General features: G+C 25.3%; 25 protein-coding genes. 5 read left to right on the forward strand and 20 right to left on the reverse strand.

Features of this window, described 5'->3' with window-relative positions:
- The 6 genes from CSGHG_RS23600 to CSGHG_RS21925 form a co-directional block, all read right to left on the reverse strand.
- On the reverse strand, window positions 1-763 hold a 763-nt coding region (locus CSGHG_RS23600), incomplete at its 3' end, for a hypothetical protein (protein WP_010294761.1).
- Entirely contained in the window at window positions 760-1,884 is a 1,125-nt protein-coding gene (locus tag CSGHG_RS10305) for a DUF58 domain-containing protein (RefSeq protein WP_010294763.1), read from the reverse strand. The genes CSGHG_RS10305 and CSGHG_RS23600, both read right to left, overlap by 4 nt.
- Window positions 1,885-1,896: 12 nt before the next feature.
- On the reverse strand, window positions 1,897-2,784 hold the full coding sequence (locus tag CSGHG_RS20510; protein ID WP_010294764.1) for an AAA family ATPase: 888 nt from the start codon (window positions 2,782-2,784) through the stop codon (window positions 1,897-1,899).
- 337 nt (window positions 2,785-3,121) lie between these two features.
- On the reverse strand, window positions 3,122-3,466 hold the full coding sequence (locus CSGHG_RS10315; RefSeq protein WP_010294767.1) for a single-stranded DNA-binding protein: 345 nt from the start codon (window positions 3,464-3,466) through the stop codon (window positions 3,122-3,124).
- Between the two features lie 140 nt (window positions 3,467-3,606).
- Window positions 3,607-4,383, reverse strand: a complete 777-nt coding sequence (locus CSGHG_RS21920) for a sensor histidine kinase (protein WP_052314797.1) — start codon at window positions 4,381-4,383, stop codon at window positions 3,607-3,609.
- A 38-nt stretch (window positions 4,384-4,421) separates the two neighbouring features.
- Window positions 4,422-5,618, reverse strand: coding sequence for a PAS domain-containing protein (locus CSGHG_RS21925; RefSeq protein ID WP_010294772.1), 1,197 nt, complete (start codon window positions 5,616-5,618; stop codon window positions 4,422-4,424).
- Between the two features lie 816 nt (window positions 5,619-6,434).
- Between CSGHG_RS21925 and CSGHG_RS10330 the strand changes: the two genes are divergently transcribed.
- Window positions 6,435-7,436, forward strand: a complete 1,002-nt coding sequence (locus tag CSGHG_RS10330) for an LCP family protein (RefSeq protein ID WP_010294774.1) — start codon at window positions 6,435-6,437, stop codon at window positions 7,434-7,436.
- Between the two features lie 47 nt (window positions 7,437-7,483).
- Here the strand turns inward: CSGHG_RS10330 and galU are convergent, their stop codons facing one another.
- The 4 genes from galU to CSGHG_RS10345 form a co-directional block, all read right to left on the reverse strand.
- A complete protein-coding gene (gene galU, locus CSGHG_RS10335) occupies window positions 7,484-8,362 on the reverse strand; it encodes a UTP--glucose-1-phosphate uridylyltransferase GalU (protein ID WP_010294775.1) in 879 nt (292 codons plus the stop codon).
- Between the two features lie 20 nt (window positions 8,363-8,382).
- The gene (locus CSGHG_RS24885; RefSeq protein ID WP_328284735.1) at window positions 8,383-8,640 is read right to left on the reverse strand and encodes a hypothetical protein; all 258 of its coding nucleotides are present in this window, start codon (window positions 8,638-8,640) and stop codon (window positions 8,383-8,385) included.
- Window positions 8,637-9,311 carry a type I phosphomannose isomerase catalytic subunit gene (locus CSGHG_RS20520; RefSeq protein ID WP_010294777.1) on the reverse strand — a complete coding sequence of 225 codons (675 nt, stop codon included), beginning with the start codon at window positions 9,309-9,311 and terminating at the stop codon, window positions 8,637-8,639. The genes CSGHG_RS24885 and CSGHG_RS20520 overlap by 4 nt, the downstream gene beginning before the upstream one ends.
- Before the next feature lie 318 nt (window positions 9,312-9,629).
- Complete coding sequence (locus CSGHG_RS10345; protein ID WP_235700127.1) at window positions 9,630-10,553, reverse strand: YihY/virulence factor BrkB family protein; 924 nt, start codon at window positions 10,551-10,553, stop codon at window positions 9,630-9,632.
- Between the two features lie 259 nt (window positions 10,554-10,812).
- On the opposite strand from CSGHG_RS10345, the gene CSGHG_RS10350 reads away from it, so the two are divergent.
- The gene (locus tag CSGHG_RS10350) at window positions 10,813-11,610 is read left to right on the forward strand and encodes a nitrilase-related carbon-nitrogen hydrolase (RefSeq protein ID WP_010294782.1); all 798 of its coding nucleotides are present in this window, start codon (window positions 10,813-10,815) and stop codon (window positions 11,608-11,610) included.
- A gap of 66 nt (window positions 11,611-11,676) precedes the next feature.
- On the opposite strand, the gene CSGHG_RS10355 is transcribed toward CSGHG_RS10350, so the two are convergent.
- Window positions 11,677-12,231 carry a nitroreductase family protein gene (locus CSGHG_RS10355; protein WP_010294785.1) on the reverse strand — a complete coding sequence of 185 codons (555 nt, stop codon included), beginning with the start codon at window positions 12,229-12,231 and terminating at the stop codon, window positions 11,677-11,679.
- Between the two features lie 556 nt (window positions 12,232-12,787).
- On the opposite strand from CSGHG_RS10355, the gene CSGHG_RS10360 reads away from it, so the two are divergent.
- A complete protein-coding gene (locus tag CSGHG_RS10360) occupies window positions 12,788-14,173 on the forward strand; it encodes a radical SAM protein (protein WP_010294786.1) in 1,386 nt (461 codons plus the stop codon).
- A gap of 35 nt (window positions 14,174-14,208) precedes the next feature.
- Here CSGHG_RS10360 and CSGHG_RS10365 read toward each other — a convergent pair whose 3' ends face one another.
- A complete protein-coding gene (locus CSGHG_RS10365) occupies window positions 14,209-14,388 on the reverse strand; it encodes a 4Fe-4S binding protein (RefSeq protein WP_010294788.1) in 180 nt (59 codons plus the stop codon).
- Between the two features lie 245 nt (window positions 14,389-14,633).
- On the opposite strand from CSGHG_RS10365, the gene CSGHG_RS10370 reads away from it, so the two are divergent.
- Window positions 14,634-14,807 (forward strand): HTH domain-containing protein, encoded by a 174-nt coding sequence (locus CSGHG_RS10370; protein ID WP_010294791.1) that lies wholly within the window; start codon window positions 14,634-14,636, stop codon window positions 14,805-14,807.
- A 261-nt stretch (window positions 14,808-15,068) separates the two neighbouring features.
- Here CSGHG_RS10370 and CSGHG_RS10375 read toward each other — a convergent pair whose 3' ends face one another.
- From CSGHG_RS10375 to CSGHG_RS10410, 8 genes are all read right to left on the reverse strand, one after another.
- Window positions 15,069-15,383: a DUF1540 domain-containing protein gene (locus CSGHG_RS10375; RefSeq protein WP_010294793.1), complete on the reverse strand. Its 315-nt coding sequence runs from the start codon at window positions 15,381-15,383 to the stop codon at window positions 15,069-15,071.
- 138 nt (window positions 15,384-15,521) lie between these two features.
- Window positions 15,522-16,199, reverse strand: a complete 678-nt coding sequence (locus tag CSGHG_RS10380; RefSeq protein ID WP_010294794.1) for an ABC transporter ATP-binding protein — start codon at window positions 16,197-16,199, stop codon at window positions 15,522-15,524.
- Window positions 16,184-16,948: an ABC transporter permease gene (locus tag CSGHG_RS10385; RefSeq protein WP_010294797.1), complete on the reverse strand. Its 765-nt coding sequence runs from the start codon at window positions 16,946-16,948 to the stop codon at window positions 16,184-16,186. The genes CSGHG_RS10380 and CSGHG_RS10385 overlap by 16 nt, the downstream gene beginning before the upstream one ends.
- Window positions 16,923-17,918 (reverse strand): ABC transporter substrate-binding protein, encoded by a 996-nt coding sequence (locus CSGHG_RS10390; RefSeq protein WP_010294798.1) that lies wholly within the window; start codon window positions 17,916-17,918, stop codon window positions 16,923-16,925. Before CSGHG_RS10390 ends, CSGHG_RS10385 begins: the two co-directional genes overlap by 26 nt.
- 158 nt (window positions 17,919-18,076) lie before the next feature.
- On the reverse strand, window positions 18,077-18,883 hold the full coding sequence (locus tag CSGHG_RS10395; protein ID WP_026022314.1) for a hypothetical protein: 807 nt from the start codon (window positions 18,881-18,883) through the stop codon (window positions 18,077-18,079).
- On the reverse strand, window positions 18,880-19,050 hold the full coding sequence (locus CSGHG_RS23215) for a hypothetical protein (protein WP_155844755.1): 171 nt from the start codon (window positions 19,048-19,050) through the stop codon (window positions 18,880-18,882). The genes CSGHG_RS10395 and CSGHG_RS23215 overlap by 4 nt, the downstream gene beginning before the upstream one ends.
- Window positions 19,051-19,131: 81 nt before the next feature.
- The gene (locus CSGHG_RS10405) at window positions 19,132-20,163 is read right to left on the reverse strand and encodes a M42 family metallopeptidase (protein ID WP_010294801.1); all 1,032 of its coding nucleotides are present in this window, start codon (window positions 20,161-20,163) and stop codon (window positions 19,132-19,134) included.
- Entirely contained in the window at window positions 20,154-21,194 is a 1,041-nt protein-coding gene (locus CSGHG_RS10410) for a M42 family metallopeptidase (protein ID WP_010294804.1), read from the reverse strand. Before CSGHG_RS10410 ends, CSGHG_RS10405 begins: the two co-directional genes overlap by 10 nt.
- Before the next feature lie 537 nt (window positions 21,195-21,731).
- Between CSGHG_RS10410 and yjeM the strand changes: the two genes are divergently transcribed.
- Complete coding sequence (gene yjeM, locus CSGHG_RS10415) at window positions 21,732-23,234, forward strand: glutamate/gamma-aminobutyrate family transporter YjeM (RefSeq protein ID WP_010294806.1); 1,503 nt, start codon at window positions 21,732-21,734, stop codon at window positions 23,232-23,234.
- The last annotated feature ends 10 nt before the right edge of the window (window positions 23,235-23,244 follow it).

Raw genomic sequence — 23,244 nt, forward strand, 5'->3', positions numbered from 1 at the left:
TAGAAATTTTTTGATTCTCAAACAAATTCAAATTTTCTATTGAACCACCATTTTTCAATATTAAATTTCTTAAATTACTTACTACAAATTCAACTAAAGCTCCCACAAATTTACTAATAAAACTTATTATGTTTATAAATAATAACCAAATTATATTTAATAATTTTGAAAATGTAATATTAATAAACTTCATTACAGGATCTAAACTCATTACAATAATAATTATTACAATAGATAAGTTAAAATATTTAGCTTTTTCATTAAATATATTATTTTCGTATCTTAAGAGCTCTCTGAATGTAATAATCATTAATGCTAGATAAAAAATATATGCTCGAAATGAATATGCCACTATATTTTTCCATAAAAAAACATTTGCTAAGCACAAAATTAATAAAGATAATAACATAATGTAAACAAATGTTTTTCTAGTATCAATATATGTTATTGGTTCATCTATCTTTTCTAAGTTTATAAAATATATTACTATAAAATATATTGCTACAATTATATAGGTACTATCATTAATTAAAACTCTTAAAATTGATAGTGTAATTAAAAATGGAATAAATATAGCTAGTTTTTTATTGTAATTTTTATCAATACATATTAATGTACATACGGTTGTTGCTATTGTAAATAATATTAAATAATATGATAAGTTTTTATCTATTAATATGTTAGAAATTAAGTTGCCTAATAAGAAATACATAATATTTAATGTAGCCATATATAATAATTTTACTTGTCTAAACCAACTCATACTCTTCCCCCCTTAAATGAGAGTTTTTCTATGCCTGGTATACTTAACACATTAGATGATTGAGATATATCAATTATTTTCATGTTTACATTTTTCTTAGCTATGTCAGATAATAATTTGCAACTTTCTTCATCTAAATAGGGCGTTATTATTACATAAGTACAATTATTATAGAAATTTTTAATGTTTTGCTTTAAATAATCCGCAAACTTTTTTTTCGTCGAATAATCAATTCGTGCACACATTTCCATTATTTTCGCAAAGCTATTTAGCTCTGGCCTTATCTGTGATGGATAATTTTCAACATAGGATAATAGTCTTGCATTAGTCCACGCTCCTGTAGGTATACCTTCTTTTAATGCTTTATTAGAAAGTGCTCCTAGTAACCTTATGCCATCTTCTATGACGCTTTTTTGTATGTTCTGCCAAGGTTTTTCATCGCATTGAACATTAAACATTATGACCAATTCTCTTTCTGATGTGAAATCATAATCTTTAACCATTAACTTACTCATTTTTAGACTTGATTTCCAATGTATATCTTTCATCCTATCTTCTACATTATATTCTCTTATCCCTTTAATATATAAAGGATCCTTTTGAATCCATCTTCTTACGGTATTATTTCCATTAAAATTAGTTATATCGAAATTATAATCTCCTAATGGATTAATTCTAGGATAAATTAATATTTCTATATAATCCTCAATTTCTTTAACATTTGTATTTAAGCCGAAAAAGTCTCCAATTGTCACTTTCATATTTTTTATTAAATAAGTTCCTCTTTTACCACACAAAGTATATGTTCTAATTTTTCGTTTATAAGGTCCTATACTATAACTGCTATTATGCCACAAAACTTGACCTTCCTTAAAATCTAAGTTCTCTCCATAATAATTAATACCTTCAGGAATATTTTCTGCAATGTTTAAAAAAGCAATAGGTAATTTTTTATTATTTTCTATAATAATAGATATATTAAATTTCTCATTTTCTATTATTTTATCTTCCTGCACTTTTCTAGAAATACTTAAATTTTCAAAACCATTTTTTCTTGTAATATAAGCTAAATAAACGCACACAGTAGCAAATAAAAACATAAAAATATATAATGAAATCATATTTATCAACTCCTAAATTTCTTCTATCGGAGTTTTTACTGTACTTAATATTAAATTTATTACATTATTAGCTTTATCCTTTTCTACATTTATTTCGCTTTTTAGAACAATTCTATGAGCCATTACCGATACAGCTAATGCCTTTACATCTTCCGGAATTACATAATCCCTTCCATTTATTGCTGCATAAGCTTGACATCCTTTCATCAATCCTAAAGTAACTCTAGGACTACATCCTAGCTCTATATCCATATTATTTCTAGTTGCTACTACAATATTTAATATATACTCTTTAATTTCATCACTTATATGAACTTTACAATAATTATGCTGAACATATTTTATTTCTTCTAATGTTATAACAGATTTTAATATATCCAGTGGATCACTTTCCATAAATCTTTCCATCATGCTTTTTTCTTCATTATAATTTGGATATCCCATAGAAAGTTTCATGAAAAATCTATCTAATTGAGCTTCTGGTAATGGAAATGTACCAAACTGCTCTATTGGATTTTGAGTTGCAATTACAAAAAATGGCTCCTCTAGTTTTATTGTATTTCCTTCTACAGTTACTTGTCTTTCTTCCATACACTCTAGTAAAGCTGATTGAGTTCTTGGTGTTGCTCTATTTATCTCATCTGCTAAAATTATTTGGCTTAGAAGTGGTCCCTTTCTAAATTCAAATTCTTGATTTTTTTGATTATAGAAATAAATTCCAGTTAAATCTGATGGCAATAAATCAGGTGTAAATTGTATTCTTTTAAATGTACATCCCATAGTTTTAGATAAACTTCTAGCAAGTTTAGTTTTTCCAAGACCAGGAACATCTTCTAAAAGTACATGACCTGAAGTTATAAACGCTACTATAATTTTATCTATATTTTCTTCTTTTCCCACTATAACCTTTCCAACATTTTTTTTAACTTTTTTTTAAATTCTTCAAATACCTTAATATCCATAAATACTCCCCCCAAGGCTGCATGCTTTAAATAAATGAGTTATATAAATTTATTTAATTTCAATTGACTTTACTTAAATTTATAATTTTTCAATATATAAACATTAAATCTATTTCATTAATAAAATTAACGAAATTTTGTTATATATATAATTCATTTATTTAAATATTTTATATTTTAAAACTATATTCTAATATTATATATTTTATCTTATACATTTAAAACCCTTTATTTATGGATAAAAAATGTCTATAGGCTAAGCCTATAGACATTTTTTATCCAATATCTTCTTCTGTTTTTTTAGTATTCATGAATTGAAACTCATCTGCAATAACTTCAGATATATATTTTTTCTGACCATCATTTCCTTCAAAACTTCTAGTCTGTAATCTTCCTGTAACGCTTATAAGGTTATTTTTATCTAAATATTCACATATTATTTCTGCTTTTTTCCCCCATAAAACTACTGGAATGAAGTCCACACTCTTTTCTCCATTTGCTGTTTTATATGGTCTGTCTACTGCTAACATTATTCTCGTAAAAACTTTATTGTTTTTCTCATCAACAACTCTAATTTCTGGTTTTCTAGTTAACCTTCCTACTAAAACAATCCTATTCATAAAACACCCTCCATTTAACAATATCCTGTTTTAAGAATTTTTAAACTTTAATATTAATAAAATTTAACTTTAACTTTTTAAAATTCTATCCAATATTTTATTTTTTAATCAAAGGTGTAATTAAATTCTAATAGGAAATTTTAGTTATATATATCTGAAAACTCAATTTTTATTCTTTCTACATTATTACTTTTATTATCTTCTATTAATTTAGATTGTAAAAATGTAGGGTCTTTCTTAGATAACCTATTAGGAAGACTAACTACAAATTCACTTCCAATTCCTACTTTACTCTCAACTCTAATTTTACCGCCATGCGCATCAACTAATGCTTTAACTAAGGATAACCCTATTCCGCTACCTTCATAAGTTCTTGTAAATAGTGGAGAACTTTGAACAAATCTTTCAAAAATTCTTTCTTGCATTTCTTCTGGAATACCCACTCCATTATCTTTAACAGATATTTCTATAAAATCACCACTATCATATATATTAACCCAAATAGTCCCGTTTTCATTTGAGCATTTAATTGCATTAGAAAGTAAATTCAACATTATTCTTTCCATATTTTCTCTATCAACGCCAATTATTTTTTCTTCTATCTCTGTATCAAAAATTAAATTTAAATTTTTACTTTCAATATGTTCTACTGTAGACATTGTTATATCTTCAACTATTTTTACAATATCATAATTTCCAAAATTCATTTTTAAATGTCCTACATCTATCCTACTTATATCTATTAGATTATTTATTAACCTTAATAATCTATAACAATTCTGTGTTACAACCTGCAAATATCTTTTACCTGTAATAGAGTCTATATTTTCATTGCCTCTCTTTTTAAGTTCAAATAATTGAACTATGCTAAGTATTATATTTAATGGTGTTTTTAATTCATGTGATATATTAGCTATAAATTCTGTTTTTAATCTATCATATTTTAGTGCTTGTTTTAATTTAAACTTATCTCTTTCTGCATTTTTCTTTCAGTTATATCACACATAACTAATATAGCCGACAAATTATTTTCAAATAAAAATGGAGATGCACCCAGTTCTATATCTAGCTCTTTTCCATCTTTTCTTAGTAATTTCATTTCTGTAAATTCCACTTGCTTTAACTCACCAAATATATTCTTTTGCATATTCTTTATTATTTTTTTATCTTCATCCTTTATATATTGTGCTAAATTATTATTTAATGTATCTTGTATTGTTTTTTCTCCTAACATAGTTGCAAAACTATCATTTGAAAATGTAATTTTATTATTATTTACTATTGCTACTCCATAAGGCAAAAATTCAAGTAGCTTTTTATAATATTCTTCATTCCTTACCAAATTTTCCTCAATCTTAACTCTTTTACTTATATCTTTTGCAATCAATACACTAAACTCATCTTCATCTTCAAAAAACGACATAAAGCAAACATCAACATAAATTTGTTTTCCTTTAAAAGTTTTTAATTTCACCTGCGATACTGGTAATGCATTATAATAATAATATTCATTTTCAAAAATATTTTTACTGTACTTTTTTTCTTTAGCTTCAAAATTAACTATCTCATAAAATTCTTTTCCTATAATCTCAGATGCATCACTTATCCTTAATAAATGTTGTGCAGCCTTGTTTGCAAATATAATTTTTCTATCTTTTTTTATCATTATTATATTTGGTGAATATAACAATACTTTATTTACCATCTCCGCATTAATAACGGCATTTACATCAAATTCTTTTTGTAAACACCTTCTATGAATTTTAAAATAATCTGAAATAAATTCTTCACCTTTAATCATACCATATCCATTTAAATGGCATTTATTTGATACAAGTTTTTTTTCAATTGAAATCAAAAAAACTGGCTTTTCATTATATATTGAATCATTAATAATAATTTTAAAACAAAAATCTTCTTCATCTTTAGACTTAACTTGTATTTTAAAATCCCCCATATTTTTAAAATTATTTAAATATTCATAATTCAACATTTGTATATGTTCATTATATACTTCATCTTTTTCCTTTAATTCCTTAATTAATTTTTTAAAACTTTTATTTTTATACAAAACATTGTTTTTTTCAGATAAAATACATATTGGATTATTTAAGTTTTCTAAAAAGAACATATCTTCATCTTTTATAATCATACTTTTTGGTTATAAAAAACTTTAAATACGTTATAAAATAAATATTCTTTAGATTTCTATTAATTTTCAAATATAATATTGATCTTATAACATTTCTATTTTAAATAAGTTTTTTATAACGCCTCCCCCCCTATACCATTTTATATTCTCTTGATACTTAACCTTATAATCTATATATTTACTTTTCATTTATATGTCTAAGTGTTTTTTATTGTATATCTATAGGTTTCAAAACTTTAATTCTAATTCCTACTTTTATCAAATAGTAATTTTATAATTTAAATAGTACATATTAGCTAATGGTTAATGTAATTGTTACCCTCTCTTTTTTAAATGATATTTAATGCTAATAATAAAGAATAACTTTCTATTCTATTACACTTTACAAAACAAATCATATACAAATTAAGTTTCCTCCAAACTCCTATAGTAACAAATTTCTCTCTTAGTTTATTTTTTAAATTCTTTATAAGACAGAAACATTTCAAATAAATTAGTTATTTAGTAATTAATTTTAAATTTAGCTTATATTTATATAGTAATAAAGCAATACTTAAAATATATATTTTAATAATTAACTAACTCCATTATTATTTTACAATATTTTCTTAATATTTTAATAAATTTTTTATTACTTTTTTCAACAAAATTCATGGTATTTATCTACTTTAATATATAATAAAATCATTATTAATTTATAATTAACAATAATTTAACTTAAGTTGTAACTCAATTGAAAAGAACTTATGTATAATATTAAGATATGTATAATTTTTAATGGTTCTTAAAAACTACATAGAATCGAGGGATTACGAAATGAAAAAAAAGACAAAAACTATAACTTTTATTATATTATCCATCATAGGTGTTCTTATAATTTTTTCTGGTGTTTATGGATATTCTTTACTAAATAAAATTAAAACTGTTGAATTTACAAAGGATAAAAAAGAATTGGGTATATCAACTTCTGATACTGATGATAACTCAATAGATGATATAAAGGCAACTAATGGAATAGTGAATATTGCTGTTTTTGGAATAGATAATAGATCTATTAATGAAAATGGACGTTCTGACGCTATGTTAATACTTACACTTGATACTAATAGGAATAAAATTAAACTCTCCTCACTTATGCGTGATAGTTATGTAAATATTGATGGTCACGGTTATGAAAAACTAAACCATGCCTATGCATATGGTGGTCCTTTATTAGCCGTGAAAACTATAAATCAAACTTTTAAGTTAGATATAGAAAATTATATTACTGTTAATTTTGAATCTGTTATAGATATAATTGATTACTTTGGTGGTGTAAACCTTACTATCACTGAAGAGGAAAGAAATTTAATAAATAAGTATCAGTATGAAGCTGCAGAAATAACAGGTAAACCTATCCAACTACTAAATTCTTCTGGTGAAGTAACATTAACTGGTATCCAAGCACTTTCATATACCAGAATAAGAGAAATAGGTAATGGCGACTTTGAAAGAACTGAACGTCAAAGAGAAGTTTGTGAATTATTAATAGAAAAGGCGTTGAATATGGGCTTAACAGATATTCCTGGTGCTATTTCTTCTCTTGCCGAAATGGTAACTACTAGTCTATCTAAAGGTGAAATGCTTACTTTAGGTAAATCTGCATTAAATTCTATATCTTCTTTTGATGAACAACGCTTTCCGTTAGATGGGTATTGTGATAGAAAAGTAGTTGATGAAGTTTGGTACTTAAGTTTTGACGAAGCTGAAACAGCTAAACAAATTCATGACTATATATATAATGACATAAAACCAACTCCTAAAGATCCTTTATTTTAAGTAAAAAACTATGAAATTTTTTAAATTTCATAGTTTTTTATATATTATTAAATATTATAGTTATTAAAATTTAAGTCAATTAAATAATCTTTTAAACTATTTTTTATATCATTATTTCTTAGTGCAAATTCTATATTAGCTTTTAAAAAACCTAATTTGTCACCAATATCATACCTTTTTCCAATAAAGTTATATGCATAAACTGATTCCTTTTTAGAAAGTTCATTTAATGCATCTGTTAATTGTATTTCATTGTTTTTAGAAGGCTTTATGTTTTCTAATATATTAAATATTTCAGGTGTTATAATATATCTTCCTAATATAGCAATATTGCTAGGAGCTACTTCTATAGAAGGCTTTTCTATTAAACTTTTAACTTTATATAATCTATTATTTTCTATATTACCATCTACTATGCCGTACTTGTATACTTCATCTTTTTTAACATCTTGAACACCTAAAATTGTAGATTTTTTTTCATTAAATTGCTTTATTAGTTGTTTTATACAAGGTTCTTTACTATAAACGATGTCATCTCCTAAAAGCACTGCAAATGGTTCGTCTTTTATAAATGATTTTGCACATAATATTGCATGCCCTAATCCTTTAGGCTCTTTTTGCCGTATATAATGTATATTAGCCATATTAGTTATATCATTTATCTCATTTAATAAGATTTTTTTATTATTTTTCTTTAAATTCATTTCTAGTTCCAAAGCTCTATCAAAATGATCTTCTATTGCTTTCTTATTATGGCCTGTTATTATAAGTATATCCTTAATTCCAGAATCTACTATTTCCTCTACTATATATTGTATCGTCGGTTTATCTAGTATAGGTAACATCTCTTTTGCTATAGCTTTGGTAACGGGTAAAAATCTAGTACCAAGACCTGCCGCTGGTATAACAGCCTTTGTAATTTTCACTTTTTATCTCTCCTTACTCATCATACACTAACTTCTATAAGGCTTAAGTTTCCTATTATACAATATTCACCTAAAGAAGATGGAATCATTACTAATTCACCTAAATTTATGGTTTCTGTACCCTCCATATAAGTTATTACTCCCTTGCCACTAACACATATATATACATTAAATCCATCTTTATTACTTGTTCTTAGTAAGTTCTTGTTTATATCATACCTTTTTATAGAAAAAGATTTAAAATCGCCAAATTCATAACAAATATTATTTTTAATTATTTTTTCTTAGGAATAATTTTTTCACATTTTAATTTTTCATTTATTACTTTAGTAGCTTTATTTATGTGTAGTTCTCTACCTCTATTATAGTCATACACCCTATAAGTTAAGTCACTACTTTCTTGTATTTCAAGAAGGGTTATTCCTTTACCTATTCCATGTATTAAACCTGCCTCTATATAATAAAACTCATTTTCCTTAGGTTGTGTATAGTTTAAGTGATTTTCTAATTTTCCATTAACTATTTTTTCTTTAATATCATGTTTTTCAACATCATTTAAGCCTGTAATTATTTTTCCATCATTTTTAACTTTTAATATATACCATGCTTCTGATTTTCCATTGTCATTCTCAAAATTTTCAGCATATACATCATCTGGATGAACTTGAATAGAAAGATTATCATTAGCAGTAATAAATTTGATTAATATGGGAAATTTATCTTCTGATATATCTTTACCTATTATATTTTTTTTATTTTCTTTTATTAGTTCTTTTAATTTTATTCCTTTATATTTTCCATTGCTTATTATACTTTCACCATTAGGATGACAGGACAATTCCCAAGACTCACCAATGTTACCTTCTGGAGCATCTCTTTTTATACTTTCAATATCTCTTCCACCCCAAATTTTATTAAAATATATAGGGAAAAATTTCAATGGATACATATACTCCTCCTCAAACCATCGCTATAAGAATTTAAAATATTATATAGAGAAACAAATTTTTATTTAAATTTATACATGAAATTTTTTATTTTAATTGGAACTATTAACTATATATACTTTTTTATTTACTTTAAAAATCTCTAATTTTTATAATAGTAATAGCTTAGAACATTAATTTGAATCCCTATATTTTAAACCCATATATTATATATTTATGAGTAATATCTATTTTTTATATTTAAATATAGAAAAAAGACTATCAAATCTTATGAAATGCACATAAGTTTGATAGTCTCTTCTTTATATTACTTATAATATTTAATAATATTTAATTTTTTTTACTCTTTTATTCTTGTCACTATAGAATCCGCACTTTAATTCCTTTTCATGGCGCAATATTGCATTTAACTCTCCCCCTAATAAGATTATTATAGACGTAATATATAGCCATAACATTAAAACTATTATAACTCCTATTGTTCCATATACTGATGAATAATTACTAAAATTATTTACATAAAAAGAAAATACATAACTTGACACTAACCATCCAACCGTTGTAAATACAGCTCCTGGTACTACCTCACCCCAACTCAACTTTCTTGCTGGTATAAGACGATACATAGCAGCAAAAACAAATATCATTGACGACAATGCCACTGGGTACCTAATTAAATTAATATAATCAAATAGTGCCCATTCTAAATCTAACCAATTTTTTAAGCCATTACTTATTGCCTCTCCAAATACTAAAAATGCCAAAACAAACATAATAACTCCTATAAGACCAATCATAAATACTATAGACATTAAAATAATATTAATATAATTTCTCTTTTCTTTTGTTTCATATGCTCTATTCAAACCATACATTATTGCTCTAAAACCTCTTGAAGCTGTGTACAATGTAAATATTAATGAAAATGATAACAATTCACTATTTCTAGTTTGTAAAACACTCCTTACAGTGTTTTCTACTAGCATATATGCTTCATTTGGCATAACTGTTTTTAATGCTATTAAAACCTCTGTTGGTTCTAAAGAACTATGCCCCAATAATGTAAGCAGAAAGATTAAAAATGGGAAAAATGATAACAACATATCATAAGCAAGTTGTGATGCTAATGCAGATATATTATGTTGCTTATATTTTACAACCATCTTTAATATATAATCCGTTATACACATGTATTCTTTTTTCACCGTCCTTTTTACTTGGTATGTATTTAATAATACTATCAAGTATTTACTATGCTTAAAATCTTTAGAATTTATACAAAAAATTTTTAAAATTAACTTTAACCCCTATCATACAAAATTAATTAGAGTTAAATTTTCTAACTTATAATCTTCATTGTGATTTTTAAAGTATATATTGACTATAATATTTATAATTAATATTATAACATTATTTTTGTTATTGGTAAAAAATGTATTAAATTAATATTATGTGAACTTTTAAAAGTTTTATAAATATATATTTGTGAGGTGAAAGTAAATTATGAAATTAGGATTAGCTCAAACAAATATTAAATGGGAGGATAAAAAATTTAATATTGATATTGCTGAAAAATTTATATTAGAAGCAAAGAATAAAAATGTTGATTTAATTCTCTTTCCTGAAATGTCATTTACCGGTTTTTCCTTTAATGTAGAAAAACTAGGTGAAAATAACGACTTTACTATAAATAAAATCAAACTACTATCAAATAAATATGATATAGCCATTGGTTTTGGCTATATAAAAAAATGTTTTTGTGAAAATATCTTACTAGGTAAAAATAAATATATAGTAGTTTATAAAAATAATATTATTTCAAATTACACTAAGATACATCCCTTCTCATTTTCTAATGAAGATAAATATTTTATTTCTGGTTCAACTATAGTTTTTAGTTCTATTAAAGACATTACCTTTTCAACTTTTATTTGTTATGATTTAAGATTTCCAGAAATATTTCAAATTGCCTCTAGAAAAGCTGATTTAATAACAGTAGCTTCTAATTGGCCTCTAGAAAGAATTGATGACTTTAAATTACTTCTTAAAGCCCGTGCAATAGAAAACCAGTGTTATATAGCTGGTATAAACCGAATTGGAACGGACCCTTCCTTAATTTATAATGGTTGTTCTTGTATAATCGATCCTTTTGGAAAAGAAATTATTTCTATTGAGAACTCTGAATTTTTATTAGTAGCAGATATAGATAAAAATTTAGTTTTAAATCATCAAAAAGATTTTCCTTTGAAAGCTGATAAAAAATACAATATATATAATAAATATAATAATTTATTATATTAAAATTAAGTTCTCTAATTTAAAATTAGAGAACTTAATTTTATCTAAAACATTTTTAATTTACATTTACTATAATATATAAGTAAATACATCCTCATTTCTTTCTGGTGCTATTGGAGCTTCACAATCTTTATAACCTAAAGCTACCGCATAATATGGTTTATAACCTTCTTTTAAATTTAAAACTTTAGCTTCTTCTTTATTTTCAAAGAAGTATGAAACTAATCCATTCCATAATGAACCTATATTTAAGCTTTCTGCTGCTATAAGCATATTTTGTATAGCTGCGCTACAATCTGTAAGTGGTGAATATGTGCCCTCTTTACCGGAAACTATTACTACTGTAGGTGCATTATAGAAAAGAGGTCTATTTTTAGATCCTAATTTAGAAATCCATTCTATTTCTGAGTTTTTCATAGCCTCATTAGCTACCTCACTAATTTTATTTAAAACCTCTTTATTTTGTATTATTGTAAAATGCCATGGTTGATCATTATGACCTGTAGGTGCATATATTGCTGATTGTACTATTGCATTTAATTCTTCTTTAGTTATTTGATTATCTTTAAATTTTCTTATGCTTCTTCTGTTTTTTATAGCTTTTAAAGTTTCATTATTAGTCATATTTTCCCTCCAAAATTTATAAATATTAAAATTATTTTTATAAAAAATTTATTGCAAGCACTATACAAAATTTAATTTATAATTAAATTAAATATAGTCAATAAATTTAATTATATTTATTATATTAACATTATAATCAATATATTTGTAGTATAATATAAAGATACTAGATTTTTATTTACGTTAAGTTTTTACTTGATTGAAGTATAAATTTAAATTCTAGTTCAAAACAATATACAAGATAAAATAAATTTTATTTATTATTAATTTTTAAATTTATTAGTAATATATATATATATATAATTTAATATAGTTTTTATAAAATAATGTATTTTATATATTAAATTAGCCAACTTAATATATTTTTCATAATTATCAATAAGCTTCTATAATTTAACCTAAATTTAATTACATATAGAACCTAGTCATAGGATTGCAAAAAAAATTTATTTTGTGTTCCTAAAATACTAATTTTTTATATGTGTGTTGCATATTATTAGTTATATTCTTAAATTAAACATATTTATTCACTTTTTTATTCATAGGGGGTATAGTTATGAATTTTAAAGATAATTTTGAAAAAAAAACAAAAGAAAGAATAATTTCTACAGTATTAGAGCTCTTAGATAGAAATCCAGAATCTAATGTTGAAAGAATATTTTCACTACTTAGAAAATCAATTAAAGATGAGTATAGCCTCAAAATAGTAGAAGATGTTTATGTTCAATATTCGAATTCTCCAAATATCCAAGAATACGTTAAAAATATACTAAAAAATACAGACAAAAATTGTTTGAAAAAATTCTTTAAAAATATGCTTGGAAATGCTTTATGGTATGGAGTTAGTAAAAGAGAAAAAATAGGAATGGATAATGATATAAAAATTCCATTTACCTTACTTATAAGTCCATCTATGAGATGTAACCTTCATTGTACTGGTTGTTATGCTGCAAATTATTGCAAAAAAGATGATATTCCTTATGAGGAAGTAGACAGATTGGTTAAAGAAGCACGTGATTTAGGAATTTATTATATTATAGTTTTAGGCGGAGAACCTTTTTTCAATGAATACATGTTAGATATATATAAAAAATATAATGACATATACTTTATGCCTTTTACTAACGGTACATTATTTGATGAATCTTTAGTAGATAAACTACAATCCTTAGGTAATGTAATGCCTATGCTTTCTATAGAAGGCTTTAAAAAGGAAACTGATACAAGGCGTGGTGACGGCATTTTTAACTCTGTTATGAAAGGAATGGACTTATTAAATAAAAAAGGTGTTCCCTTTGGCGCTTCAGTAGCTACAGGAAATAACAACATTAATACAGTTATTTCAAATCAATTTATTGATATGTTATATGAAAAAGGTGCTAGAATGCTTTGGTATTTTATGTTTATGCCTGTAGGAGATAATCCTATTCAAGATATTAATTATATGCTTTCTCCAACAGAGAGATTAACATTAGGAAAAAGAACTCGTGAAATAAGAAAAGAAATGAAACTTTTCCCTATAGACTTTTTTAATGATGCTCCTTATGTTGGTGGTTGCATAGCTGGAAAATATTATTGTCATATTAATTCTAAAGAGGATCTTGAACCATGTATATTCTCTCACTTTGCCACAGAAAATGTAAAAAATAAACCTTTACTTGAAGCATTAAAATGTGATTACTTTAAGGAGCTTAGAAAAAGGCATCCTTATAATAAAAATTTACTACTTCCTTGCCCTATGGTAGATAATCCAACTCAAATAAGAGAAATAGTAAAATTTACTGGAGCAAAACCTACACATCCTAGTGCTGAAATTATGATTAAGGATAAAGAATTTATTGATAAAATTGATAAATTAGCCGCTAACTTTAAACCTTATGCAGATGAAGCTTTTGAAAAAGAATTTAATAATAAAGGTAATTATGATATGTCTAAAGGCTAAAAAGCAAAAGGGGAACACCCCTTTTGCTTTTTTATTTAACAATAGCTTATGGCTAAGAAACCACATCCTTCTACGCATCTCCCACAGCTTATGCACTTTTCTTCATCATAAATCATTCTTTTTCCTTCTCTTGTGATTGCATTTACATTACATACTGCTGCACATTTTCCACATAAAACACACTTTTTATCTTCTATATGTATCTTTTTTTTCATAACTCCCCCCATTAAACTAAAATCTAATATTTCTATAGAGAAACAAAGTCCTATTAAAACTATACATAAAATCTTTGTTATCAATTAAAAACTAAATAAATATATAAGTTTTAATTTAACTTAGAACTCTATATATTCATATTACATCCCATTTATTAAATTTGTCCATATTGGATATTGTATTATTATCTATTTATGTTATAATTCATATTATATAATAATTATTATCATTTGGAGGTATTAAAATGGATATTTTAGATAAGGTTTTGGAAACATTAAAGGAAAATGGTGCTATGAAATCTGGAGAAATTGCAGAAAAGCTAAATGTAGATAAAAAAGATATAGATAAAGCAATTAAAAAATTAAAAGCAGATGAAAAAATTGAATCTCCTAAAAGATGTTATTATTCTGCTAAATAATAATTAAATTTAATATTATATTAAATTTAACTAAAAAACACTCTCTATATTAAGAGAGTGTTGTTTGCATAAAACCAAATATAACTATACTTCTATAAATATTATTTTTTCATTATATAATATATACATACAAAGATAACATGTTTTTAAGTTATATAAATATTATATATTTATATTCTATAATTGTAAATATATTACCTTAAACATATATATTAAAAGAACTTAAATTCTGAATTTGTTTACAAATTTTAACTATTTAAATTAATATCCACAACTAAAAGTTGAACATTCAGTTTCTACATCATTATATGCAGATTGTCCTGCTATATGTATACTTTCAGCATAACATTTTTTATCACTATTGTGGATACAATTTTCAGCTTTACATGCTATATTAACACTTGGATTAGGTTCTGTAGTACAGTTAGTAAATGTATCATTTTTTTCTCTAAAACTACTACAACAAGTTTCCTCTGAATTTACTGCACTATTTCCTGTAACATCTATTGAACTTATACAGCAATAATTTTTATTATTATTTGCGCAATTTGAAGCTGAACAACTTAATTTAGTCATAAAAATCCCTCCTAATAATATTTTTTCTAAGTTTTAATGAATAATTAATAGCCATTTGTACCTTCTCATCTAACCACTAATTATTATAAATATTATAAGTTAACAGGTTAATTTTTATACACTTACTTAAAATGATTTTTAATTTATTAATATATATTTTAATTCATCATAAATATCAATATTTACATTTATAAATTCTTTTTTAACTGTTGTTGGTTTATCTGAAAGAACGCATATTTTATCAGATAATTCAATAGCTTCTTCTATATCATGGGTTACAAATATTACTGTATTTTTATTTTTATTTCTTAAAGTTTTAAAATCCTCTATTAAAACTCTTTTATTTTTTATATCTAAAGATTTAAATGGTTCATCCATAATTAAAAGCCCTCCTCCATAAAAGAAAGCTCGTATTATACTAATTCTTTGTCTCATTCCTCCACTTAATTCTTTAGGATAAAATTCTTTATATTTTTCCATTCCTACACTATTCAATGATTCCAAAATTTTATTTTTTAATTCTATGCCCTTATATTTTGATTTAAATACTAATTTTAGATTATCATATATATTTAGCCATTCTAATAGCCTATCCTCTTGAAAAACAAAAGAAACGTCATCTTTTTTATATCCAATTACCTCGCCTTCATAATCTTTTATATTTTTAGTTATTATATTTAATAAAGTACTTTTCCCACATCCTGATGGACCTAATATACAAGTAACTTTTTCTTTTTCACAATTCATTGATATATCTTTTAAAATTTTCAGTTTTCCAAAACTCTTATTAACTTTTTTAACTAAAATTTCATCCATAATTTTCTTCCTCTAAATTCCCCAATAAAGTTTATTATATAGTCTATAATTATAGTTAAAATAACAATAATTATTATCCACGCAAATACACCAGCAGTATTTAAATACACTTTTTGTAACTGTATTTCACTCCCAATGGAGTTGTTTGGTGCTGCTAGGATTTCTCCACCTACAACAATTTTAAAAGTTAATCCTAAAGTTGATGAAAATATCTTACCTAACCCTTCAAAAATTTTAGGTATGTATACATACCTAACAACATCTATTTTTTGTACGTTATATACATCTAACATATGTATTATCTTTTCATCAGTGCTAATAATATTCTTTAATAGTCCTTCATATAGTATTGGAAAAACTGATAAAATCCCCATAAGAATTGGAGCCTTATCATTGTTTAACCATACCAACGCTAAAATTACTATTGTCATTGTAGGTATAGTTTTCAAAAGTTCTATCAATGGTATCAAAAAATTATATATAACATAATTTAAAATTGAAAAAATAGATAAAACAATAGCAAAACTTAATGCTATAAAAAATGCCCAAACTGACCTGTTTAAGGTTCCAAAAATTATATTTGCAAAAGTTTTCTCTGTTATTATATGCTTTACTTCTATAAGTACTTCAACTGGAGAAGGTAATAATATTTTGTTGTTTATAACTTTATATAATAAGAACCATAGCATTAGAAATAATATTGTTCCTAATGCTACTAATTTTTTATTCTTCATAATATATTTTTTCATCTGGAATTTTACCACCAATAACTTTACTGTTAGACTCCATTAGTATCTCATAATATTTCTCATAATCTTTTTTAGAATCTTTAGCTTTTACAAATTTTAAATTTGATCTTTCTATAGCATCTTTTAAAATGGTTTTATCTACTGATATTCCAAGTTCTTCACAGTAGTTTCCTAATGTATCAGTATTATTATTTGCAAATTCTATACTATCTTTATATGCTTTTATAAATTTATTAACAAAGTTATCCCTATCACTTATAAGGTTTTCTTTAATTATTAAACTACTTTGTGGATAACCATTCTCTGTTTTAAATGTTGTTTTCCACTCTTCGTTTAAATCTATAATTATATTAGAAGTTGTCTTTTGAGATAAAACTTTTGTTAACATTGGTTCTGGTATTTGAGCTATTTCACATTTTCCACTTAAAAATGTAGGTGCTAATTCTGTCGCTCCCCCTAAATAATTTAAAGTTATATCCTTTTCTATATCTATACCTTTTTCCTTTAATATAGCTTTTAAAACTATATCCGGTGTCATTCCTTTTCCTATAGTAGTTACAGTTTTACCTTTTAAATCTTCAACGGTTTTTATATCTTCATTTCCAATTAAAGAAAAAGAACCAAATCCACCTGTTGCAGCAAGTTTATATCCTAATCCCTTATTATATGCCTGTGCTGCTAAACTTGATGGAACAATAGCAATATCTGCTTCTCCAGATAAAACTTTAGATGTTAATCCATCTGTTCCTTTCTCTATTGAATACTTTACATCAACAGTTTCATCAAAGTTAGGATTTTCTTTCATTATTTTTGCCATAGTAATTGAAGGTAATCCATCTGGTACAACTACATTAACTACCTTTTTCTCCTTTGTTTCTATAGTCGATCCTTTATTTGATGAATTTCCGCATCCAATTAATAAAATGCTTCCTACTAAAGCCATGGCTATAGCTATTTTTTTCAATCTCATTTCTTATGTTCCTTTCTTAATAAATTTTTATGTATTAAAATAAATTTAAAATTTATTCCACAATTAAAGGTTAAGGTAAGAAAAGAAATTATTTACTAACAATTTACATTCCATACCTTAACCATATTTTTTAATTATAAGACAACTTTAAATTAATTTTAGTTATGGATAGTTATAGTTTTTATTATAACTTTTGTTAAAAGTTCAATATCACTAACACTTATTGTTTCATTAAGTGTGTTCTTATAATTTACAGGTACTGATATTGCACCTGTTTTAATTCCACATAGTTCCTTGTGTATCATTCCACCATCTGTTCCTACTTTACTAAAAACATATTGACTTTTAATTTCATCATCTTTACAAACATCTTCTAATAGTTCTTTTATTTCATGATGAACTATTAAATTACTATCAACTACATGTATGCCGACGCCTTGTCCACTTTTAAAGTTATCTGATGCTTTTTCACTATCAATTGCCAAACAATAATTTGGTTCTAGTTTAAATGCTGCTGCTCTTGCACCTCTTCCACCTAATTGTTTTTGAGTAGAAAATACAAAATGTATTTTTTTATCTACATTATTTAATTCCAAGTTATGTTTACATATATATTGTAACGCTTTTATCATAGAATAGCATCCTATTTTATTATTTAAATTATGCCCTATTATATTCCCTTCCACTTCATTTATGTCACCATATAATACAGCAACATCACCTTCTTTTACTTTTTTTAAAGCTTCTTCCTTTTTATCTACAAATAAATCTATATAAACATCTTCTATTTTAACCTCATCTTTTTTACAACACACTCTACCAATTATACCATTTTCAAAAACCACTAAATTATTCACAAAGTCCTTTACTTGAAAATTACCTATTTGATCAACTAATAAATGCCCTTTTTCATCTATAAAGTTTACTATAAGACCTACTGAATCCATATGAGAAACTATCATCATATCTTTATCACTATTTTTTTACCAATAGTAACTATTACATTATCCATTTTATCTACTTCATATTTTACTGGTAATTTTTCTAATTCTTCTATTATTGCTAACCTGATATTTTTTTCATGTCCACTAGTTCCAAAAGCTTTTGCCAATTTATTTAATAACATATCCATACCAATACACTCCATTTCATATATTTTTATTATATCGAACTAAACCTTTACCTTTAATATTTAAATGCAAATTAGCATATATTAAAACTTCTTTAAATAACAATTTAACAATTTTACTGTATTTAAATAGTCTTTTTGTGATGCAACTGATATTGAAGAATGAATGTATCTACAAGGTACTGAAATTGTAGCTATTTTTGAAGTTCCATTTCCTACTGTGTGGATTACACCTGCATCATTTCCACCTGCTATTGAATTTCTTCTTTGATATGGAATTTTATTTTCATCACAGCATTTAATTATTTCCTCTACCATATCATTGCTAAAGATACTCTTTTTATCCATTATTGAAATTGCAGGTCCCTTATTAACTTCAGTTGCTTTTTTATTATCTGGTATATTAGGCATATCTGCACATATAGTTCCTTCTAAAACAATAGCAAAATCTGGTTGCACATTAAATGCAGATATATTTGCTCCTCTAGATCCTACTTCCTCTTGTACATTAAAAACCCCATATAAATCACAATCATATTTTTCTTTTAATATTTCTATAATAACTAAACATCCTATTCTATCATCAAAAGCTTTACCTTTTATAAGATTTTCTCCAAAACTATCATATTCTGTATCAAAAACCACATATTCTCCATATTCAACTTGCTGCATTGCTTCATCTTTTGATTTTGCCCCTATATCTATACAACAATTTGAATAGTTAAATGGCTTTTTTCTCTCTTCAGAACTTTGTAGATGTATAGCTTTTACTCCTATAACACCCTTTAATTTCTTTTCACCTATTAGAACTGGTTTAGATGGAATAACTAACTGATTCACTCCCCCTAAATCTCTAAATTTTAAAGTACCATCCTTATTATATCCTGTAATTATAAATCCAACTTCATCCATATGTGCTGCAATCATAACTTTAGGACCGTTACCTTTTTTATGTGCAACTATATTCCCCATTTTATCGACTTTTATATCATCTACATAATTTTCTATTTCTTTCTTTATTATATTTCTTACTTCACCTTCATAACCTGTAGGACCATGAGCAGAAGTTAGTTTATCTAATAAACCACCTTTTTCAAGTTCCTTTGCTAGAAACATAAAATCCCCTCCAAATCTTCATATTTTGTCTTTTCTATAATTTTAGCTAATAATCTTCCTGCATTCTTAATGTCATTTATATTTACAACTTCAACTGAAGTATGCATGTATCTCTGTGCCAATGAAAACAGTAACGTTGGTACTCCATCTGCTGAAATTTGTATATCCCAAGCATCTGTACCTGTAGCTCCAGGACACACTTCTACCCCATAAGGTATGTTATATTCTTTAGCTATATCAATAGTATACCTTCTAAGTTTCGGGTGAATATTAGGTCCTACAGATATCATTGGTCCATCACCTAAAGCTGTATTAGAATCTTCATCTCCCAAAAAACTATTATCAAACCCAACATCAATAGCTATTCCTATATCTGGTTTTATTCCATAAGTAGCTGTTTTGGCACCTCTATGTCCTACTTCTTCTTGTGATGAGCATACAAAATACACATCTAAGTCATGATTTATATTTTCAAGTTCCTTTGCACAAGAATAAAGTATTCCAATACAGGCTCTATCATCTAGTGCTTTCCCAGAAACATTATCATTTAAAAGTTCTATAAAATTTCTTTTTATAGTTACAAAATCTCCAACACTTATTTTTTCTCTTAATGATTCTTCACTATATCCTGTATCTATTCTTAAATCTTCTACTTTAATTGCTTTTTTTCTATCTTCATCGTTAAATAAATGTGGTGGTTTCACTCCTATGATTCCTGAAATTTTTTCTTTACCATGTATGATGACTTCTTGAGAAACTAAAACCTTAGCATCGAATCCGTTTTCTTCAAATTGTAAAAATCCATTTTTATCTATTTTAGTTACAACCATAAATATTTCATCAGCATGGGCCATTAACATTATCTTTCCTTTGCCCTTACCTTTTTTCTTTATAATTACATTGTTAAGATTATCTTTTGTAACTTCTCCAAAACTTTCAAAAGCACATTTTATAGTATCAAATAACCAATGCTCTCTTCCACTAGGACCATGACTTTCACATAACTTTTTTAAAAGTTCTTTTTCATTCATCTTCGCTCCCCCTTTTTTTCTAAATATTCTAATAAATTAATTTTACCATAAATATCTATTTTAAATTTAATTATAATGTTTAAATTTAAGTTTTTTAATATATATTAAAAGCTTTAAGTATTTGTTACTTATAGACTTAAAATATTATTTAAATAAATATTATAAATTATATTTACTATTTTTGTATTAATATCAAAACCTAATAAATAAATTCAAAACATTTTTATAAAATGCATTACTAAGTTTTAAGTAATTTAAAACATACCTCACTATTTAAGATATCCAAGTTTTGGAATGGATAACTTTAAGAGTCAACTTGGAACCCTATAAATGTATTTACTTTTTAATCAATACACATAATACCATTGACAATAATTTTTTAACAAATTTTTTCAAACTGTATAAATCATTTATATTTAATATATGTTCAAAATTTTTTAAATTTTTATCTTGTTTTTTCTCATAAAACCCGTATAATATAATCTTGTAGTTACTAAATTATTAACAAATTGTAAACTTTGTAAAGGAGGAAATAAAATGTCATCAAATAATAATAATAAAAAGTTATCTTTAACTGCACTAATATTAATGATATTCACTTCAGTTTATGGCTTTAATAATATGCCAAGATCATTTTACTTAATGGGATATGGTGCTATACCATTCTACATAATTTCATCTTTAATATTTTTTATTCCATTTGCATTTATGATAGCAGAATATGGAGCAGCGTTTAAAAATGAAAAAGGTGGTATTTTTTCTTGGATGGAAAAATCAGTAGGACCTAGATATGCTTTTGTTGGAACTTTTATGTGGTACACATCCGCAATAATTTGGATGGTTAATATATCATCTACTATTTGGATTCCACTTTCTACAGCTATTTCTGGAGTGGATAAGACTTCAACTTGGACTATATTTGGATTGAGTTCTCCTAAAACACTTGGAATTTTAGGAATTTTATTAATAACACTTATAACTTTTATCTCTACAAAAGGTTTAGATAAAATAAAAAAAGTTACTTCTATAGGTGGTACTGCTGTTGCATTACTTAATATTTTACTTATAGGTGGAGCTATAATTGTGTTAATCGGTAATGGTGGAAAACTTGCTCAACCAATAGATTCACTTTCATCATTTATGACTTCACCAAATCCAGCTTATACTAGCCCTATATCTATCCTGTCATTTTTAGTTTTTGCAATTTTTGCATTTGGTGGAATAGAAGTTGTCGGTGGTCTTGTTGATGAAACAGAAAATGCCGAAAAAAACTTTCCAAAAGGTTTAACTTTTTCAGCTATAGTTATAGCCGTTGGTTATGCTGTTGGTCTATTTTGTATAGGCATATTTACCAATTGGGATAAAACACTATCTTCTGATGTAGTTAATAAAGCTAATGTTGGTTACATAGTAATGAATAACCTAGGATATACTCTTGGAACAACTTTTGGTCTTAGTGAAACAGTATCAATATCAATTGGTAACTGGATTGCTAGATTTGTTGGACTTTCCATGTTACTTGCATTATTTGGCGCATTTTTTACTATGACATATGCACCAGTAAAACAATTAATAGAAGGTTCTCCAAAAGGATTATTCAATGACAAAATATCTAAAGTTGAAAATGGAATACCTGTAACTGCAATGAAGGTTCAAGCTGTTGTTGTAATTATAATAATTGCATTAGTATCTTTCGGAGGAGACGCAGCTACTAAATTTTTTGATATATTAATAGCTATGACAAATGTTGCAATGACCATACCTTATATGTTCTTAGCCGGTGCTTTTATATCATTTAAAAGAAAAGATGAGATCAAAAAGCCATTTGTAATGTTTAAAAGCAAATCAGTATCTTTAATACTAACTATAATTGTTACAGCTACTGTTGGCTTTGCAAATATATTTTCTATAATAGAACCTGCTATTAATAATGACTATATAACTTCAATATTCAGTTTAGCTGGACCATTAATATTTACAGCAGTTGCATTAATTTTATATGCAAACTATGATAGAAAAAAGAAATCTAATAAACTATAAATCAAATAAA

Origin of the sequence: Clostridium senegalense JC122 (genome assembly GCF_000285575.1) — a bacterium.
In the GTDB taxonomy this organism is placed as follows: domain Bacteria; phylum Bacillota; class Clostridia; order Clostridiales; family Clostridiaceae; genus Clostridium_J; species Clostridium_J senegalense.

Coding starts and splice junctions, on each gene's coding strand:
- yjeM (WP_010294806.1), top strand. CDS start 21,732: ATGTCATCAAATAATAATAATAAAAAGTTATCTTTAACTGCACTAATA.
- CSGHG_RS10375 (WP_010294793.1), bottom strand. CDS start 15,383: ATGACTAAATTAAGTTGTTCAGCTTCAAATTGCGCAAATAATAATAAA.
- CSGHG_RS21925 (WP_010294772.1), bottom strand. CDS start 5,618: ATGATTATAAAAGATGAAGATATGTTCTTTTTAGAAAACTTAAATAAT.
- CSGHG_RS10365 (WP_010294788.1), bottom strand. CDS start 14,388: ATGAAAAAAAAGATACATATAGAAGATAAAAAGTGTGTTTTATGTGGA.
- CSGHG_RS10305 (WP_010294763.1), bottom strand. CDS start 1,884: ATGATTTCATTATATATTTTTATGTTTTTATTTGCTACTGTGTGCGTT.
- CSGHG_RS10395 (WP_026022314.1), bottom strand. CDS start 18,883: ATGATGATAGTTTCTCATATGGATTCAGTAGGTCTTATAGTAAACTTT.
- CSGHG_RS10330 (WP_010294774.1), top strand. CDS start 6,435: ATGAAAAAAAAGACAAAAACTATAACTTTTATTATATTATCCATCATA.
- CSGHG_RS10360 (WP_010294786.1), top strand. CDS start 12,788: ATGAATTTTAAAGATAATTTTGAAAAAAAAACAAAAGAAAGAATAATT.
- CSGHG_RS20520 (WP_010294777.1), bottom strand. CDS start 9,311: ATGTATCCATTGAAATTTTTCCCTATATATTTTAATAAAATTTGGGGT.
- CSGHG_RS10385 (WP_010294797.1), bottom strand. CDS start 16,948: ATGAAAAAATATATTATGAAGAATAAAAAATTAGTAGCATTAGGAACA.
- CSGHG_RS10350 (WP_010294782.1), top strand. CDS start 10,813: ATGAAATTAGGATTAGCTCAAACAAATATTAAATGGGAGGATAAAAAA.
- CSGHG_RS10390 (WP_010294798.1), bottom strand. CDS start 17,918: ATGAGATTGAAAAAAATAGCTATAGCCATGGCTTTAGTAGGAAGCATT.
- CSGHG_RS10380 (WP_010294794.1), bottom strand. CDS start 16,199: ATGGATGAAATTTTAGTTAAAAAAGTTAATAAGAGTTTTGGAAAACTG.
- CSGHG_RS10410 (WP_010294804.1), bottom strand. CDS start 21,194: ATGAATGAAAAAGAACTTTTAAAAAAGTTATGTGAAAGTCATGGTCCT.
- CSGHG_RS10370 (WP_010294791.1), top strand. CDS start 14,634: ATGGATATTTTAGATAAGGTTTTGGAAACATTAAAGGAAAATGGTGCT.
- CSGHG_RS10405 (WP_010294801.1), bottom strand. CDS start 20,163: ATGTTTCTAGCAAAGGAACTTGAAAAAGGTGGTTTATTAGATAAACTA.
- CSGHG_RS10315 (WP_010294767.1), bottom strand. CDS start 3,466: ATGAATAGGATTGTTTTAGTAGGAAGGTTAACTAGAAAACCAGAAATT.
- CSGHG_RS23215 (WP_155844755.1), bottom strand. CDS start 19,050: ATGGATATGTTATTAAATAAATTGGCAAAAGCTTTTGGAACTAGTGGA.
- CSGHG_RS10355 (WP_010294785.1), bottom strand. CDS start 12,231: ATGACTAATAATGAAACTTTAAAAGCTATAAAAAACAGAAGAAGCATA.